We start from the raw sequence: 14,924 nt of genomic DNA, 5'->3' as shown, positions 1-14,924 counted from the left end.
AGCGGCTCCCTCAGACGTCGAGAACGAGCGTCACCGGGCCGTCGTTGACCAGCGACACCTCCATGTGCGCGCCGAAACGACCCGTCGCGACGGTCGCTCCGGCTGCACGCAGTTCCGCGACCACGGCGTCGACGAGCGGTTCGGCGACCGGGCCGGGTGCCGCGGCGTTCCACGAGGGACGTCGACCCTTGGCGGTGTTGGCGTACAAGGTGAACTGGCTGATCACCAGGATCGGAGCGTCGAGGTCGGCCGCGGAGCTCTCGCGTCCGTCCGGACCGTCGAGGATGCGTAGCCGCCAGATCTTGTCGGCCAGCTTCGTCGCGTGTGCCGGAGTGTCGTCGTGGGTGACCCCGACGAGCGCGACGAGACCGAAGCCGCCGGGCGCGATGTCGAGTTCGCCGACCGTCTCGCCGTCGACGGTCACCTTCGCCTGACTTGCTCGTTGGATCACTGCACGCATGCCGACCAGCATCACAGATCGGCCGCACCCACCCGCTGCTGGGCGAGTACGTCGGACATCAGATGAAGATCTGGTGACGACTTCGACGCGTCGGAATACCGGCGAGCGGAGATGAGGTTCGCTGTGAACATGACCGCTTCATCCAGGGCAGCGCAGACCAAGGCAGAACACATCGCCAAGTTCGGCACCTACGGCGCGTGGGGTTGGTTCAAGCAGTTCTCGCCAGACGAGGCACGCCAGATCGAAGAGCTCGGATACGGGACCATCTGGCTCGGTGGATCGCCCAAGAATCTGCACCCCATCCGCACGATCCTCGAGGCGACCGAACACATCACCGTCGCCACCGGAATCGTGAATATCTGGAACTCCGTCCCGTACGTGATCGCCGGTGAGTTCCACGCACTCGAACGCGACTTCCCCGGCCGTTTCTACCTCGGAGTCGGTGCCGGGCATCCGGAGGCGACGTCGGAGTACACGACGCCGTTCAAGGCTGTCGGACGCTACCTCGACGCTCTCGACGGCAAGCAGGTTCCGCCCAACCGTCGACTGCTGGCCGCACTCGGACCGCGCATGCTGCGGATGTCGGCCGAGCGGTCACTGGGCGCCCATCCCTACCTGACCACTCCCGAGCACACCGCCGAAGCCAGGAAGATCCTCGGACCCGACGCCTTGCTCGCTCCCGAGCACAAGGTGGTGCTGACCGAGGACGCCGACGAGGCACGTGCCGTGGGTCGCCCACCCGTCGACCAGCCGTACCTGCATCTGAGCAACTACACCAGGAACCTCAAGCGTCTCGGGTACACCGATGAGGACATTGCCGACGGGGGCAGTGACGCGTTGATCGACGCCCTCGTCGCGCATGGCACCCCAGCGCAGGTGAAGGCTCGACTCGACGAGCACCTTGCTGCGGGCGCCAATCACGTGACGATTCAGGTGCTCGGTTCGGAGACGCCCGTCGAACAACTGGCCGCGATTATCTCGGCGTAGCAGTACCCAAGACGATCACCTGCGCGGTGCCGGCGAGGCTCGACGACACGCTGGGCGCACGCGGTCAGCTACCGCACAGGCTCCTTGAGCACCATTGAAATCAGCCAGCTGACGATCGAGATCACCAGCGCGCCGAGGATCGCTGCCCAGAAGAAGCTGTCGACCTGCAGACCCCAGTGCGTTGTGTTGTGCGTGATCCACGAGGTGATCTGGAGCATGAACGCATTGATCACGATGTGGATCAGACCGAGGGTGAGGATGTAGAGGGGTATCGAGAAGAGCTGCACAATCGGCTTGATGAAGGCGTTCACCACACCGAAGATCAGGGCGACGAGCACCACGATCCCGAATTTTTCCCAGCCCGACGCGTTGTCGGGGAACTGGAAGCTCAGGCCGGGCACGATCAGAGTGGCGACCCAGAGCGCGACACCCGAGAGTGCCGACTGGAGCAGAAATGCACGCATGTACAAGATCTTGCCAAATTCGGACAGGTTGGCGCGCGGTGTAGAGCGGATCTGTGGTGCACCCCTGGTGGTGGATGTCCCTTCGGCTCACCCGATCTGATCGCGGCGTGCGGTGACGAGGGCGCGGATGGCGTCGTCGGACGGGGGATCAGACGGTTGGAACCGTATGGTGCCCTTGTCCATGTCGAAGCCCTCGAGTTGCGGAGCCGCTGCCGAGACCGCTTCCGGGCTGAACGGATAGATGCCGATGTGCTTCTTGGCCCGCATCACCGACAGCAATGGTTTGCCGTGGTAGGTCAGAGCCGGCATGCCGTAGCCCTTGCCCTGCTCGGCGTCGGGGACGACCTCGCGGGCGATCGTGTAGATGTGCTCGATCACTGTGCGGTCGGTGTCGTCGTCGAGTTCGGCCAGATAGTCGTCGATGGTGCCCATGCCTCAGCGTGACACGTCGCCTTGCCCGATCGCGTTACTACCAGGACAATTCGGGGACCTGGTCGGCCGTCACCTTGTTCAGCTCCTCGAGTTGTTTCCGCTGCTCGGCTTCCTTCGCGGCCTTGGCGTCGTCCTTACCGGGTGCGTCGGCGTCACCATCGGATTCCGTCGTGTGGGCGTGAGGGCGTCGTGGCTTGCCGCTCGGAATGATCGAACCGGCTCCCGCGAGCATCGGGAATTCCTCCTCGGCTTCTTTGTCGAGGTCTGCTTCGACGTCGCTCGCCGTGGGCGCGGCGCGCAGCGATTTCCACAACAGCACGAGCAGTCCAGCGATGAGTACCGCGAGGACGATGGTCGACGCCGCGAGGCTCGGCAGTTGGGTGAGGCCGTAGACCGCGGCTGCAACGATTGCCGCGGCAGGCATGGTGACGACCCACGCGACCACCATCTTGCGGAACACCGACCAGTCGACGGTGCTGTTGCGGTTGGTGGTGCCGACTCCCGCGACCGCGCCTGCGACCGTGTGGGTTGTCGAGACCGGCGCGCCGAGCGCCGTCGAGCCGAAGAGTGCGATCGCCGCACCCGTTTCGGCGCAGAAGCCGCTCACCGGGCGCAGTCGGGTGATGCCGGTGCCCATCGTCCGGACGATGCGCCATCCACCCGACAGTGTTCCGAGTGCGATGAACAGATAGCAGCCCAGCGCCACCCAGTCGGGCACCGGAAGCGACGAACCGGTCTGGGTGAGGTGGCCGGTCGACACGAGAAGGCCCGCGACGATGCCCATCGTCTTCTGGGCGTCGTTGCCGCCGTGGGCAAGCGAGATGGCTCCCGACGATGCGAGCTGAAACCACCGGAACAGCTTCTCGGTGCGCAGGACGGGTGCGCGGAAAAGGACTGCGCGCAGGATGAGCATGAGCGCACCGCCGAGCAACAGACCCGCGAGTGGCGAGATCACGATGAACGCCGCGGTCTTCTCGACGCTCGACGCCTTGATCGCGTCGATGCCGCCCTTGACCAGAGCGGCGCCGATGAGACCGCCGATGAGTGCGTGCGACGACGACGTCGGAATCCCGAGGTGCCACGAGAGGAAATTCCAGATGACGGCGGCGAGCAGGGCGGCGAACACGACGGCAACGCTGTAGTACTGCGACTTGACCGTCTCTCCGACGGTGTCGGCGACCGCGGTTCCGATCACGAAGAACGCGAGGAAGTTCCACCCGGCGGCCCACACGACTGCGACCTTGGGCTTGAGGACGTGTGTCGCGACCACGGTGGCGATGGAGTTCGCCGAATCGTGGAATCCGTTCGTGAAATCGAACAGCGCCGCGAGCGCGATGATGCCGACCACTGCGAGTGTTGTGAGGTCCACTCAATCCAGAGTGATCGTCGACCGATGCCGGATGGGGTCTGTGGCCGCCCGATCCGGGACTCTTCGGACGGTATTCATCCCGCGGTCACCCCAGCGGACGATTTGTCGGAGTCGCGTCTGGGCGGCAGTCGTCGTGGGTTTGGACTGTTAGGCCAGTTCGCGTACGATTGAACGTCGGTGCGCTTGTCGTGCCGGTATGCGCATGCCATCTACCCGATGAGCGCGGCCGGAGACATCGCTGCCAGGCTCTCGCTCTCGGAGCGGGTGTCAACACACTAACGGATAAACACTGATTCAACCGGGCAGTGGGGTGAATCGTTCGTCCGGGCACTTGTTGCCCTGCGAGCGGATCGCGACACCGCCGAGGATCGCGGAGGACATGGCGAAGAAAGACGGGGCCATCGAGGTCGAGGGACGGGTTATCGAACCCCTGCCCAATGCGATGTTTCGCATTGAGCTGGAGAACGGTCACAAGGTTCTCGCCCACATCAGCGGCAAGATGCGGCAGCACTACATCCGCATCCTGCCCGAGGACCGGGTCGTCGTGGAACTCTCGCCGTACGACCTCGGTCGCGGGCGCATCGTTTACCGCTACAAGTAAGACTTCCCGGCCGAGACCGGTCCGGGACAACCCTCGTGTGGTGCGGCCATTCGGTCGTGCCCACGGGCGACAACAGGAGAGATTGACGTGAAGGTTCAGCCGAGCGTCAAGCCGATCTGTGAAAAGTGCAAAGTGATCCGCCGTAACGGCCGGGTCATGGTGATCTGCGAGAACCTGCGCCACAAGCAGCGTCAGGGCTGATCACGTCCACGGTCGTACGACCGCGGAGCACCCCACCAGATCGCTTGGTGAAACACACAACTGAATACACACACCAGAGCTGAGCAGAACTTGTGAAGCCCTCCCAGCACCAGCGGCGACAGACGCGTCACCGCCTACCTCCGGACTGTGTCACGCGGACCACCGCGAGACACCGCGCAGCGAGTACAACTCGCTTCGTGCAGAGGCCGGAGCCCCTCGCAGAGTAGGGGACGGACCGGGAGAAGACCTCTGAAAAGTAAAGGAAATCCGCCACATGGCACGTGTTGCTGGTGTCGATCTTCCCCGCGAGAAGCGGCTCGAGATCGCACTGACCTACATCTACGGAGTTGGGCGTACCACCTCCAAGGAGATCCTTGCGGGCACCGGGCTGAGCCCCGACCTGCGCGCCAAGGACCTCACCGACGCAGACGTCACAAAGCTGCGTGAGTACATCGAAGGCTCGGTGAAGGTCGAGGGTGACCTGCGCCGCGAGGTGCAGGCCGATATCCGTCGCAAGATCGAGATCGGCTGCTACCAGGGTCTGCGCCACCGTCGTGGCCTGCCCGTCCGTGGACAGCGCACCAAGACCAATGCCCGTACTCGTAAGGGCCCGAAGAAGACCATCGCCGGGAAGAAGAAGTAATGCCTCCGAAGTCACGTAGCGCAGGCCCCAAGAAGGGCGCACGCCGTCGCGATAAAAAGAACGTCCCGCACGGCAACGCACACATCAAGTCGACGTTCAACAACACCATCGTGTCGATCACCGACCCCAACGGCAATGTCATCAGCTGGGCATCGTCGGGTCACGTCGGCTTCAAGGGCTCGCGCAAGAGCACCCCGTTCGCGGCTCAGCTCGCGGCCGAGAACGCTGCGCGCAAGGCCCAGGAGCACGGCGTCAAGAAGGTCGACGTGTTCGTCAAGGGACCGGGTTCGGGTCGCGAGACCGCCATCCGGTCGCTGCAGGCAGCCGGCCTCGAAGTCGGCACCATTTCCGATGTCACCCCGCAGCCGCACAACGGTTGCCGTCCGCCCAAGCGGCGTCGGGTCTAGCGGGAAAGGGAGGAAGAGAAAAACATGGCTCGTTATACCGGCCCCGCAACAAAGAAGTCCCGTCGTCTGCGCGTCGACCTCATCGGAGGCGACCAGGCGTTCGAGCGTCGCCCCTACCCGCCCGGCCAGCACGGCCGCTCGCGGATCAAGGAGAGCGAATACCTGCAGCAGCTGCAGGAGAAGCAGAAGGCACGCTTCACCTACGGAGTGATGGAAAAGCAGTTCCGTCGCTACTACGAGGAAGCCAACCGTCGTAACGGCAAGACCGGCGACGAGCTGCTGCGCATCCTGGAGACCCGTCTCGACAACGTCGTGTACCGCGCCGGTCTGGCACGTACCCGTCGTCAGGCACGTCAGCTGGTCACCCACGGCCACTTCACCGTCAACGGTGTTCGCGTGGACGTCCCCAGCTACCGCGTCAGCCAGTACGACATCATCGACGTTCGTCCGAAGTCGCTGCAGACCACCCCGTTCCAGATCGCCAAGGAGCTCGTCGGCGATCGTCCGGTTCCGGGTTGGCTGCAGGTGGTTCCTTCGACGCTGCGCATCCTCGTGCACAACGTGCCCGAGCGCGCTCAGATCGAGGTTCCGCTCACCGAGCAGCTCATCGTCGAGTTCTACAGCAAGTAAAACCAAGCAGCACAAGCTGTTTCGGTCCACTTCTAGGCCGTCAAATAGCGGTCGGCCACAAGGAGAAATCAAGAAATGCTCATCTCACAGCGACCAACCCTCACCGAGGAGATCATCGCCGACGACCGGTCGAAGTTCGTTATCGAACCGCTCGAGCCGGGCTTCGGCTACACCCTCGGTAACTCGCTGCGTCGTACCCTGCTCAGCTCGATTCCGGGCGCTGCGATCACCAGCATCCGCATCGACGGAGTTCTGCACGAGTTCACCACCGTCCCCGGCGTGAAGGAAGATGTCACCGACATCATCCTGAACCTCAAGGGCCTCGTGGTGAGCTCCGAAGAGGACGAGCCGGTCACCATGTATGTGCGTAAGCAGGGTCCGGGCACCGTCACCGGTGCTGACATCGTGCCGCCCGCCGGCGTCACCGTGCACAACCCGGATCTGCACATCGCCACCCTGAACGACAAGGGCAAGCTCGAGATCGAGCTCGTCGTCGAGCGGGGCCGTGGTTACGTGCCTGCCGTGCAGAACAAGGCGTCGGGAGCCGAGATCGGCCGTATTCCGGTCGACTCGATCTACTCGCCGGTGCTGAAGGTCACCTACAAGGTGGAGGCCACCCGCGTCGAGCAGCGCACCGACTTCGACCGTTTGGTGCTCGACGTCGAGACCAAGAACTCGATCAGCGCTCGTGACGCCCTGGCGTCCGCGGGCAAGACCCTGGTCGAGCTGTTCGGTCTGGCTCGGGAGCTCAACGTCGAGGCTGAGGGAATCGAGATCGGGCCGTCGCCTGCGGAGGCTGACCACATCGCGTCGTTCAGCCTGCCGATCGAGGATCTGGATCTGACCGTCCGTTCGTACAACTGCCTCAAGCGCGAAGGTGTCCACACCGTCGGCGAGCTGGTTGCGCGTACCGAGTCTGATCTGCTCGACATCCGCAACTTCGGTCAGAAGTCGATCGACGAGGTGAAGGTCAAGCTGCACACCCTGGGTCTGTCGCTCAAGGACAGCCCGGCCAGCTTCGATCCGTCGCAGGTCGCCGGTTACGACCCGGCAACCGGAACGTGGTCGGACGACGCGTCTTTCGACGCTGACTCCGGTGAGGATTTCGCGGAGACCGAGCAGCTCTAGTCGCTGCGACTGCCAAACCTGACTCGTCGAGCGATCGCCGGGTCCTCCTAGGAGAAGACAATGCCCAAGCCCACCAAGGGTGCCCGCCTCGGCGGGTCGGCCAGCCACCAGAAGGCGATGTTGGCGAACCTTGCCACCTCGCTCTTCGAGCACGGCCGCATCACCACCACCGAAGCAAAGGCCAAGCGCCTGCGCCCGTACGCGGAAAAGATCATCACCCACGCCAAGGCCGGCAAGCTGGCCAACCGTCGTGAGGTCATGAAGGACATCCGCGACAAGGACGTCGTCCACACGCTGTTCGCCGAGATCGGCCCGTTCTTCGCGGACCGTCCGGGCGGCTACACACGCATCATCAAGACGATCAACCGCAAGGGCGACAACGCCCCCATGGCTGTGATCGAGCTGGTGCGCGAGAACACCGCGTCGACCGAGGCCACCCGCGCCACGCGTGTTGCTGCGTCGAAGAAGGCCGCTGACGAGAAGGCCGCTGCTCCGGCAGCCGAGGCCGACAACGTCGTCGAGGCCGTCGCCGACGAGGCAACCCCGGCACAGGTCGAGAACGCCGAGGCCGTGGCCGAGGCTGTCGACGATGAGTCGACGGCTGCCACCGCACCGGAGGCCGAAGCTGCTGACGCCGACGTCGACGGTGACAAGGCCGACGACAAGTAGGTCGGACGGCTGAACACGCCAGACATGAACGGACCCGCCACCACACCAGGTGGCGGGTCCGTTCGTCTGCGTTTCGACATCGGTTACGACGGAACCGATTTCGCTGGGTGGGCGCGACAGATCAGCCAGCGAACGGTATGTGAGGTCGTCGAGACCGCATTGTCGACGGTGCTGCGGGTACCGGTCCGGCTGACCGTCGCCGGCCGGACGGACGCGGGGGTCCACGCCACCGGGCAGGTCGCGCACGCCGACATTCCCGTGTCCGCGCTCGACACGCGTTCCATCGACGGCGACCCCGGGCGCCTCGTCGGACGACTCGCCAAGATGCTTCCCGACGATGTGCGCGTGAAGCAGGCCGCGCCGGTCAGTGAACACTTCGACGCACGGTTCTCGGCGCTGCGGCGTCACTACCGGTACCGACTCTCCGACGCGGTGTTCGGTGCCGAACCGGTGCTCGCGCGCACCACCGCGGCATGGCGACGGCCGCTCGACGTGGAGGCGATGAACGCGGCGTCGTCGGTGTTGTTGGGCCTCAACGATTTTGCCGCATTCTGTCGACGCCGCGAGGGCGCGACGACGATCCGCGATCTACAACGGTTCTCTTGGTCGCGCGACGCAGAAGGCGTGCTGATCGGCGAGGTCAGCGCGGATGCGTTCTGCTGGTCGATGGTGCGCTCGCTCGTCGGCGCGGTGGCGTCGGTGGGGGATGGTCGGCGTGACGTCGACTGGTGTCGGGCGCTTCTGGGCGAGCGTGAACGCAGCGCGAAGGTGCCGGTCGCCGAGGCGCGGGGCCTGTGTCTCGTCGGCGTCGACTACCCGGCAGCCGACGAGCTGGCGGCGCGCAATGCGATCACCCGCGACGTGCGGGTCACGACAACCGAAGGCGCACAAGGATGTTGCGGCGACTAGTTGGCGGGAGCGGCGGTGTGTCGATGAGTGACCGGCCCCGGCAGTCGAGTGCCGCTACTGAGTGCCGCTACGCCGAATATGCCAGTGTCTGCGCGTAGTTGACGCGCGCCCCGAGATCGGCGACGGCCGCGCGGGAGGTGACCGGGATCGCGGCGGTGTAGGCCACCGGTCCGGCAGAGACGGTGATCTGCACGAACCCGACGGTGCGCTCCTCCTTGACGAGGAGGAACAGCAGACCGAGTCCGCAGAACAAGACGGCTGTCACGATTGCCACGATGAGAGCCCACTGCGGAATCTCATTGGTGGTGCGTGACATGTCGACGAAGCTCCACCGCGATCCGGCTAGGGGTGCGTTGCCCGCAGGCGTGATGACCTCGCTGCGCGTGCAGTGGATGTCGCCGATCGAGACGAGGATCGGATCGCCCGGTGGCGGTGGCGGTATCGGTGGGGCAGCGTAGTTTCCGGGGTCCGGTGTCGGCGGCATCTCGACGCCGCTCCATCCAGGGGCGCCCGATTCCTGACCGCGAGACTTCGACAGATCGGGTCGAGGTGCGTCCGGGTAGCTCACTGGGTCACCATCCTCACTATTTGATCACCTTCACCTTGGCATCAAGGTTGGAGTTTGTATCCGTTCGAGTCGCGGACACTGCCGGTGAAAATCATGATGGCGTCGACGAAGGCCCAGATCCCGACCGCGGGCAGAATGAATATGCCGATGAACATGAACATCGTGACCCACCCGACGACCGTCAGCACGAGCTGCGCTGCGCCGATCCCGGTGTATCCGAGGTAGAACCGTCCCGCGCCGAAACTGCCCAAGAACAGTTGAAGTAGACCTGCCGCGACCTTGGACCTGTTCGAGAGGCGCTCACCCGTGTAGGGGTCACGGCCAAAGGGCGCCATCGGGTCCGGGGCGCCGGGGTAACCGGCATGAAATCCGTAACCGGGGACCGCGTATCCCTGAGCGCCATATCCCTGACTTCCATATCCATGGGCGCCGTATCCCTGGGCGCCGTAGGCGGGACCGTATTGGGGCGAACCCGGGGTTCCGTTCTCGTACGGGAGGGGGAGGAACTGGTCGCCGGAGGCGGCGGGGCCGAACGGTGAGGGAGCGCCGTACGGCGACGAACCGAAAGGCTGCCCGTTGCCGCGGGCCTCCTGGTTCGAATTGTCGGGAAAACTCATGGCGCCAATCCTCGCACGGACCCCTGACAGGTGTCGCTACGCGGTGTAAACGACTTGGCGTATGTCGGTCGGTTGGCCGACCTCAGGTTGCGCTGCGCTCGTCGTCGATGGCGTCGAACACTGCCTCGACGGTCTGTTCGTCGCCGACGATGTCGGCGCTCTTGCGGCCCTCGGTCATCAGCCTGCGCCAGACCTGGGAGTCGAACTCCATGGGTTCGTTGCGTTCGAGGAACTCCATGACGACCTGCACGAAGCGCTCCGGGTCGTCGTGGAAGGGGAAGTGACCCGAGCCATGGAACGTCGACATCTCGCTGTGGCCGATCGCGGAATGCGCGAGCAGGGCGTGTTCATAGGGGATGACGGTGTCGTCGTCGCCCCAGACGATCAAAACGGGCAGGTACTCGGTCAAATAACATCGGTCCAGCATCGTGATCGATTGCCCTCGCCAGTCGACCACTGCCCGCAGGGTGCGGAGAAACGCCGCAGAGGCGGTGGGCGCCGCGAGGTCGCCGAGGACGCGTAGCAGATCCTCGTGGTCGTTGAGCATGCGCTTCGGTGACAGATCGTGCGGGAGGTCGGGGATTCCCGGCGGCGTCGGCGTCGCGGCGATCACGCTGGCACCAAATCGGAGTGCCGGCAGCACCCCCGGAACCCGTAATGCTGTGAGCGCGCTGTTGACCAGCGGCAACGTCACCAGCCGGAGAGCGGGGTTGACCTCCCGGCTGACACCGCCCGCCGCCACGAGGACGAGTCGCTCGACAAACCGGGGGAACTGATAGCAGAACTGCATCGCGACGCCACCACCGAGCGAGTGCCCGACGACGGTGACCTTGCTGATTCCCAGCACAACGAGCAGATCGCGCATCCCATTCGCGAACGCGGGCACAGAGTAGTCGGCGCGCGGCTTGTCCGACCGCCCGTGTCCCAGCAGGTCGGGTGCGATGACCGTGTAGTGCTGGGCGAGCATCGGGATGACTTCGTTCCAGGTGGACGAGTTGTCGCCGATGCCGTGGATGAGGAGAAGTGCCGGCCCGCTGCCCGCGATCCGATAAGCCCGCCGGTAGCCGTGGATGACCTTGTATTCGATGCGCATTTCAGTGTCAGAGACGGGGCGTAGATTCGCAGACGATGAGCCGCCGGAACGTTTGATTCCGCCGACTCGGGTCGGGGCTTCTGACACGACTGACTCCTCGCGTGATCACAACGGCGTGATGTTTGGGCTGGCGGCATGTGACCACAACGCCTTCTCTTCGAGTTAACACCCGATAGGCGCTGTCTGCCCACCATGTTGCAGCGAGTTAACGTGAGCGCAAACGAGTGGGCTCGACCACATCGCGGGCGTCAAGGTGTCGATAGGCTTGCGGGCAATGAATCCGTTCGACATCGACGCGTTTCTGACCACGGGCGGGCTCGTCGGGCTGTGCGTGCTGATCTTCGTCGAAACCGGCCTGCTCATCGGCTTCGTGTTCCCCGGCGACTCGATACTCTTCACCGCGGGTGTCTTCGCTGCTCAGCCGGAACCCTTCGCCCCGCTCTGGCTGCTCTGCGTGGCGGTTCCGTTGGCTGCGATCCTCGGCGATCAGTGTGGGTTCCTGATCGGTCGACGGCTTGGGCGCGGCGTGCTCGAGGGGCGTCTGATGCGCACGATCGGACCGACCTACGTCGAGAGGACGCACCGTTTCTTCGACAGGTTCGGCCCGCTGACGGTGTTCTTCGGTCGGTTCATCGGGATCGTGCGCACGTTGACCCCGGTTGTCGCGGGCTTCAGCGGGATGCGCCACTCGGTGTTCACGTTCTTCAGCGTTCTGGGCAGCATCGTCTGGGCGGCGGGCATCATCGTGCTCGGCTATTTTCTCGGCTCCGTCCCGATCATCCGTGATCATCTCGAACTGATCATCGTGGCGTCGGTGCTGACCGTGGTGGTCCCGACGCTCATCGAGGGAACACGACGGTGGCGCGCACTGCGTCGCCTGAAGGCGGCTGATGCGACCGCGACCGACGGCGCGCAGGTCGACGGCGCGCACGTTGGCAGCTCGAGGGTAGGTGCCTCAGGGGCCGATAGCCCCCAGGGTGGCCGCGCTGAGAGTGACGATGCGCAAGTCGGCGACTCGGCGATGCATCGCGCTGAGGTTGACAGCACTGAGGTGGATAGCGCTGAGGTGGATAGCGCTGAAGTGGATAGCGCAGAGGGTCGCTAGCTCGGCGGTCGATCGCTCGGAGAGCGGCTCCGACGTCGACGTTCGGCGGCACGTGGCCCGGGGTGTAGGCCGTTGGGGAGAGTCGCTGACCAGCGCCGCGTGGTGGCGGAACCGATCCCCTCGAAGTTGTTTACACGTTTGTTCGTTCTGAAACGTAAAAATCCGACAGAATGACTTATCCACAAGCACGCGTCGGGGTATGGCCGGGAGGTCCGAGGGGTGGCAATATCTCAACGCACAACGCGACGGACGACTGAGGTCAGGGGCGCGGTCGGTTGAGTCACGTACGGAGGCACAGGGGGAGTGCGGGATCAGATGGCAGTGCAGCACAACGACTTCGGGCAGCACAACGACTTCGGGAAACACAACGACTTCGGGCGCAACAAGGATTCGGGTTCGACGAGCGACCTCGATCCACAAGCAAAGGTTCCTGCAGCATTCCAAATGTCTTCTGCGCGATCACGATCGGGCGCAATCACGGTGGTGACCACACCACAGGGTCTGCCAACGCGTGTCCGCATCGACCGATCGCAACTCGAGAAGAGACCCGACGTACTCGCCGACGAGATCTTGCGGCTCTGCAGGCAATCGGCGATGGCTGCCGGTATCCGTTGGCGCGACGAGCTTCTCGAAGCCGGGGCCTCGCGCGACGTCGTCGATGCGATGGGCTTACCGACAGCCGACGACCTCTCCCACGCCGAGCAACTCGACGACGAGCGCGACGACGTTCCGGCGTCGTGGATGCGTCGAGTGTGAGGGGTATGCGATGACGGGTGCAATGGATGAACTCGAAGCGCGAGCACGGGCCCAACTGGGCCACCTCGCCGACTTCGGAGATCGGCTGGCCGCATTGAGCGTGCGGGAGAGTTCGCCAGACGGGCTGGTGACCGCTGAGGTCGACGGCAAGGGGGCGCTCACCGGTCTGTGGCTGGCAGAAGGCGCAAACGACCTCGGCGAGACGCGGCTGGGCGAACAGATTGTCGCTACAGCGCTTCTCGGCGCTCAACGTGCGTTCGCCGCGCGTGCGGCGCTCACCGAAGAGTTCACCGCGGCCTTCACCGAGCAACTCGAGAGTCGATGACCGACACCGACGCGACGTCGGCAAATTCGATGGAACCTTTCGGGTCGAGTGCCCGTCAGATCCCCGACGCCTCGAGACCGCCCAGACTCCGACAACTGTAAACCTGCAATCGTGCATCAACGAGGGGACCACATGGACAACGTGACGGTGACACCTGAAGTGCTGGAAGGCTTTGCGGCAACCAACGTGGCTATCGGCACGGCGGTTGGCGCGGCGGGCACGATCAACGCTGCTGCGAATACCGCTGCGATGATCGGGGTGTTCGGACTCATCGGCCAAGAGTTCTTGGCAGCTTTCATCACCGCCCAGGCCAACCATCTGGCCGCTGTCGGAAGCCTCGCGGCAGTCCATGCATCGACCGCAGCGAGCACGGTAGCCGCACTCGCTGAATTCGACGCAAACGACGCGGCCGGCGCAGCAGCAATTCGGTCGGTGCTGTGACCTCGCCGCAACCCGCCTCGGGTGGGCCGCACCCGCCCGGCGCGATCGATACATCGCTTCCAGATGTTCCTGCCATCAACGACATGTCGATCCAGGACATGATCGACGCCACGCCACTCGGACCGATCCTCGATCGGCCAGTTGGTGAGGTACTCGCCGGGCTCGGGCTGCCGCCGATTCCTCAGCTCCCGGCGTTGCCGCCCATGCCGGGACTTCCGCCGCTGCCGACGATCGACATCGGCATGCTGCTCAAACCGATCACCGATCTCCTGGGCGGTTTCGGAACCGGCGACCTGTCCGGCGCGCCGCTCGATCCGTCGATGATCTTCGATGGATTGTCGACGGTGCTCGATACCGCGATGTCCACCGCCACACAGGCTCTCGGTGTGCTCGATACGTTGTGGGCAGGTCAGGCGTCGCTGGGTGCGACGACGAAAACGGCGCAGGCAAGTGCCGACAGCGCCGCGCTGTCGACACAGGGCGGGGTGATGTCGATCGACATCCAGGCCGCGGCGGGGATCGTGGCGGCGGGCCTCGCGGCCGTCCAGGGCATCATCGCGGCGACGATCGGCAAGATCGCGGTCCTCGGACCTGGTCTTGTGACGCCGGTCGGTCAGGGCGTAGCGGTCGGATTCGCTACGGAGGGGCTGGCCGAGGCGACTGCGGCGGTTGCGGTGACTCGGGCCCAATTGCTCGGCCCCACAACGCAAATGGTCGTCAACGGCGCGCCGGTCAACGTGACCGCCCCGCCGACTGCCGCAACGTCGGCGGCGCAGTCACCGTTCGCGCTGGCCAGTTCGATCCTCGAGGCGGTCTCGCCACGCGTGTCCACAGCGACACAACTGCCCTCTACGTTGATGACACCCGTCAGCGAGATGCTCAGCATCGCCTCGGGCGACGGCGTCGACGCCGCCCGGCTCGAACACCTTTCCGCCGGTGGCGGTCCCGATCTCGCGGGACCGGGCGGCGGATCAGGTGACGCAACCGTCGGCGCAGCCGGAATGGGTGCGGGGGCACTGGGAGTCGGGGGGCGACGGCGTCGACGCCGCCCGGCTCGAACACCTTTCCGCCGGTGGCGGTCCCGCGAGATCCTGTCTCTTATACACATCTGACGCTGCC

At 64.8% G+C, this 14,924-nt stretch carries 21 protein-coding genes; 14 read left to right on the top strand and 7 right to left on the bottom strand.

Annotated elements, in window-relative coordinates:
* Positions 1-10 precede the first annotated feature (10 nt).
* Positions 11-460: a D-aminoacyl-tRNA deacylase gene (dtd, locus tag A5788_RS20410; protein ID WP_064870748.1), complete on the bottom strand. Its 450-nt coding sequence runs from the start codon at positions 458-460 to the stop codon at positions 11-13.
* A gap of 129 nt (positions 461-589) precedes the next feature.
* On the opposite strand from dtd, the gene A5788_RS20405 reads away from it, so the two are divergent.
* The gene (locus A5788_RS20405; protein ID WP_049699050.1) at positions 590-1,447 is read left to right on the top strand and encodes an LLM class F420-dependent oxidoreductase; all 858 of its coding nucleotides are present in this window, start codon (positions 590-592) and stop codon (positions 1,445-1,447) included.
* A 68-nt stretch (positions 1,448-1,515) separates the two neighbouring features.
* On the opposite strand, the gene A5788_RS20400 is transcribed toward A5788_RS20405, so the two are convergent.
* The 3 genes from A5788_RS20400 to A5788_RS20390 all read right to left on the bottom strand — a co-directional run bounded on the left by A5788_RS20400 (position 1,516) and on the right by A5788_RS20390 (position 3,712).
* On the bottom strand, positions 1,516-1,911 hold the full coding sequence (locus A5788_RS20400) for a phage holin family protein (protein WP_049698881.1): 396 nt from the start codon (positions 1,909-1,911) through the stop codon (positions 1,516-1,518).
* A gap of 87 nt (positions 1,912-1,998) precedes the next feature.
* The gene (locus A5788_RS20395) at positions 1,999-2,343 is read right to left on the bottom strand and encodes an iron chaperone (RefSeq protein ID WP_064870712.1); all 345 of its coding nucleotides are present in this window, start codon (positions 2,341-2,343) and stop codon (positions 1,999-2,001) included.
* 37 nt (positions 2,344-2,380) lie between these two features.
* Positions 2,381-3,712, bottom strand: a complete 1,332-nt coding sequence (locus tag A5788_RS20390) for an inorganic phosphate transporter (RefSeq protein WP_049698883.1) — start codon at positions 3,710-3,712, stop codon at positions 2,381-2,383.
* 379 nt (positions 3,713-4,091) lie between these two features.
* Here A5788_RS20390 and infA point away from each other — a divergent pair, with 379 nt between their 5' ends.
* The 8 genes from infA (at position 4,092) to truA (ending at position 8,900) form a co-directional block, all read left to right on the top strand.
* The gene (gene infA, locus A5788_RS20385) at positions 4,092-4,313 is read left to right on the top strand and encodes a translation initiation factor IF-1 (RefSeq protein WP_005170487.1); all 222 of its coding nucleotides are present in this window, start codon (positions 4,092-4,094) and stop codon (positions 4,311-4,313) included.
* A gap of 87 nt (positions 4,314-4,400) precedes the next feature.
* On the top strand, positions 4,401-4,514 hold the full coding sequence (gene rpmJ, locus A5788_RS23625; protein WP_005207978.1) for a 50S ribosomal protein L36: 114 nt from the start codon (positions 4,401-4,403) through the stop codon (positions 4,512-4,514).
* 274 nt (positions 4,515-4,788) lie between these two features.
* Positions 4,789-5,157, top strand: coding sequence for a 30S ribosomal protein S13 (rpsM, locus tag A5788_RS20380; RefSeq protein WP_005207979.1), 369 nt, complete (start codon positions 4,789-4,791; stop codon positions 5,155-5,157).
* Entirely contained in the window at positions 5,157-5,564 is a 408-nt protein-coding gene (gene rpsK, locus A5788_RS20375; protein WP_005207980.1) for a 30S ribosomal protein S11, read from the top strand. Before rpsM ends, rpsK begins: the two co-directional genes overlap by 1 nt.
* Positions 5,565-5,588: 24 nt before the next feature.
* Positions 5,589-6,194, top strand: coding sequence for a 30S ribosomal protein S4 (gene rpsD, locus A5788_RS20370; protein ID WP_005207981.1), 606 nt, complete (start codon positions 5,589-5,591; stop codon positions 6,192-6,194).
* A gap of 75 nt (positions 6,195-6,269) precedes the next feature.
* Complete coding sequence (locus tag A5788_RS20365; RefSeq protein WP_005207982.1) at positions 6,270-7,322, top strand: DNA-directed RNA polymerase subunit alpha; 1,053 nt, start codon at positions 6,270-6,272, stop codon at positions 7,320-7,322.
* A gap of 60 nt (positions 7,323-7,382) precedes the next feature.
* The gene (gene rplQ / locus A5788_RS20360) at positions 7,383-7,991 is read left to right on the top strand and encodes a 50S ribosomal protein L17 (protein ID WP_005207983.1); all 609 of its coding nucleotides are present in this window, start codon (positions 7,383-7,385) and stop codon (positions 7,989-7,991) included.
* A gap of 24 nt (positions 7,992-8,015) precedes the next feature.
* On the top strand, positions 8,016-8,900 hold the full coding sequence (gene truA / locus A5788_RS20355) for a tRNA pseudouridine(38-40) synthase TruA (RefSeq protein WP_049698884.1): 885 nt from the start codon (positions 8,016-8,018) through the stop codon (positions 8,898-8,900).
* Between the two features lie 67 nt (positions 8,901-8,967).
* Here truA and A5788_RS20350 read toward each other — a convergent pair whose 3' ends face one another.
* From A5788_RS20350 to A5788_RS20340, 3 genes are all read right to left on the bottom strand, one after another.
* Positions 8,968-9,468 carry a hypothetical protein gene (locus A5788_RS20350; RefSeq protein ID WP_049698885.1) on the bottom strand — a complete coding sequence of 167 codons (501 nt, stop codon included), beginning with the start codon at positions 9,466-9,468 and terminating at the stop codon, positions 8,968-8,970.
* 41 nt (positions 9,469-9,509) lie between these two features.
* Positions 9,510-10,085: a TM2 domain-containing protein gene (locus A5788_RS20345; protein ID WP_049698886.1), complete on the bottom strand. Its 576-nt coding sequence runs from the start codon at positions 10,083-10,085 to the stop codon at positions 9,510-9,512.
* 82 nt (positions 10,086-10,167) lie between these two features.
* The gene (locus tag A5788_RS20340) at positions 10,168-11,178 is read right to left on the bottom strand and encodes an alpha/beta fold hydrolase (protein ID WP_231894362.1); all 1,011 of its coding nucleotides are present in this window, start codon (positions 11,176-11,178) and stop codon (positions 10,168-10,170) included.
* Between the two features lie 274 nt (positions 11,179-11,452).
* Here A5788_RS20340 and A5788_RS20335 point away from each other — a divergent pair, with 274 nt between their 5' ends.
* From A5788_RS20335 to A5788_RS20315, 5 genes are all read left to right on the top strand, one after another.
* Positions 11,453-12,283: a DedA family protein gene (locus A5788_RS20335; RefSeq protein WP_414651976.1), complete on the top strand. Its 831-nt coding sequence runs from the start codon at positions 11,453-11,455 to the stop codon at positions 12,281-12,283.
* Positions 12,284-12,586: 303 nt separating this feature from the next.
* Complete coding sequence (locus A5788_RS20330; RefSeq protein WP_197494628.1) at positions 12,587-13,039, top strand: hypothetical protein; 453 nt, start codon at positions 12,587-12,589, stop codon at positions 13,037-13,039.
* A gap of 10 nt (positions 13,040-13,049) precedes the next feature.
* Positions 13,050-13,364 (top strand): YbaB/EbfC family nucleoid-associated protein, encoded by a 315-nt coding sequence (locus A5788_RS20325; protein WP_082938142.1) that lies wholly within the window; start codon positions 13,050-13,052, stop codon positions 13,362-13,364.
* A 132-nt stretch (positions 13,365-13,496) separates the two neighbouring features.
* On the top strand, positions 13,497-13,805 hold the full coding sequence (locus tag A5788_RS20320) for a type VII secretion target (RefSeq protein WP_049698888.1): 309 nt from the start codon (positions 13,497-13,499) through the stop codon (positions 13,803-13,805).
* Positions 13,802-14,917 (top strand): hypothetical protein, encoded by a 1,116-nt coding sequence (locus tag A5788_RS20315; protein WP_064907314.1) that lies wholly within the window; start codon positions 13,802-13,804, stop codon positions 14,915-14,917. Before A5788_RS20320 ends, A5788_RS20315 begins: the two co-directional genes overlap by 4 nt.
* Positions 14,918-14,924 lie beyond the last annotated feature (7 nt).

It is taken from the genome of Gordonia sp. 852002-50816_SCH5313054-c (assembly GCF_001665925.1).
GTDB lineage: Bacteria > Actinomycetota > Actinomycetes > Mycobacteriales > Mycobacteriaceae > Gordonia > Gordonia jacobaea.
Note: the sequence above shows the minus strand (reverse complement) of the source record. Positions and strands in the feature narration are given on the sequence as shown.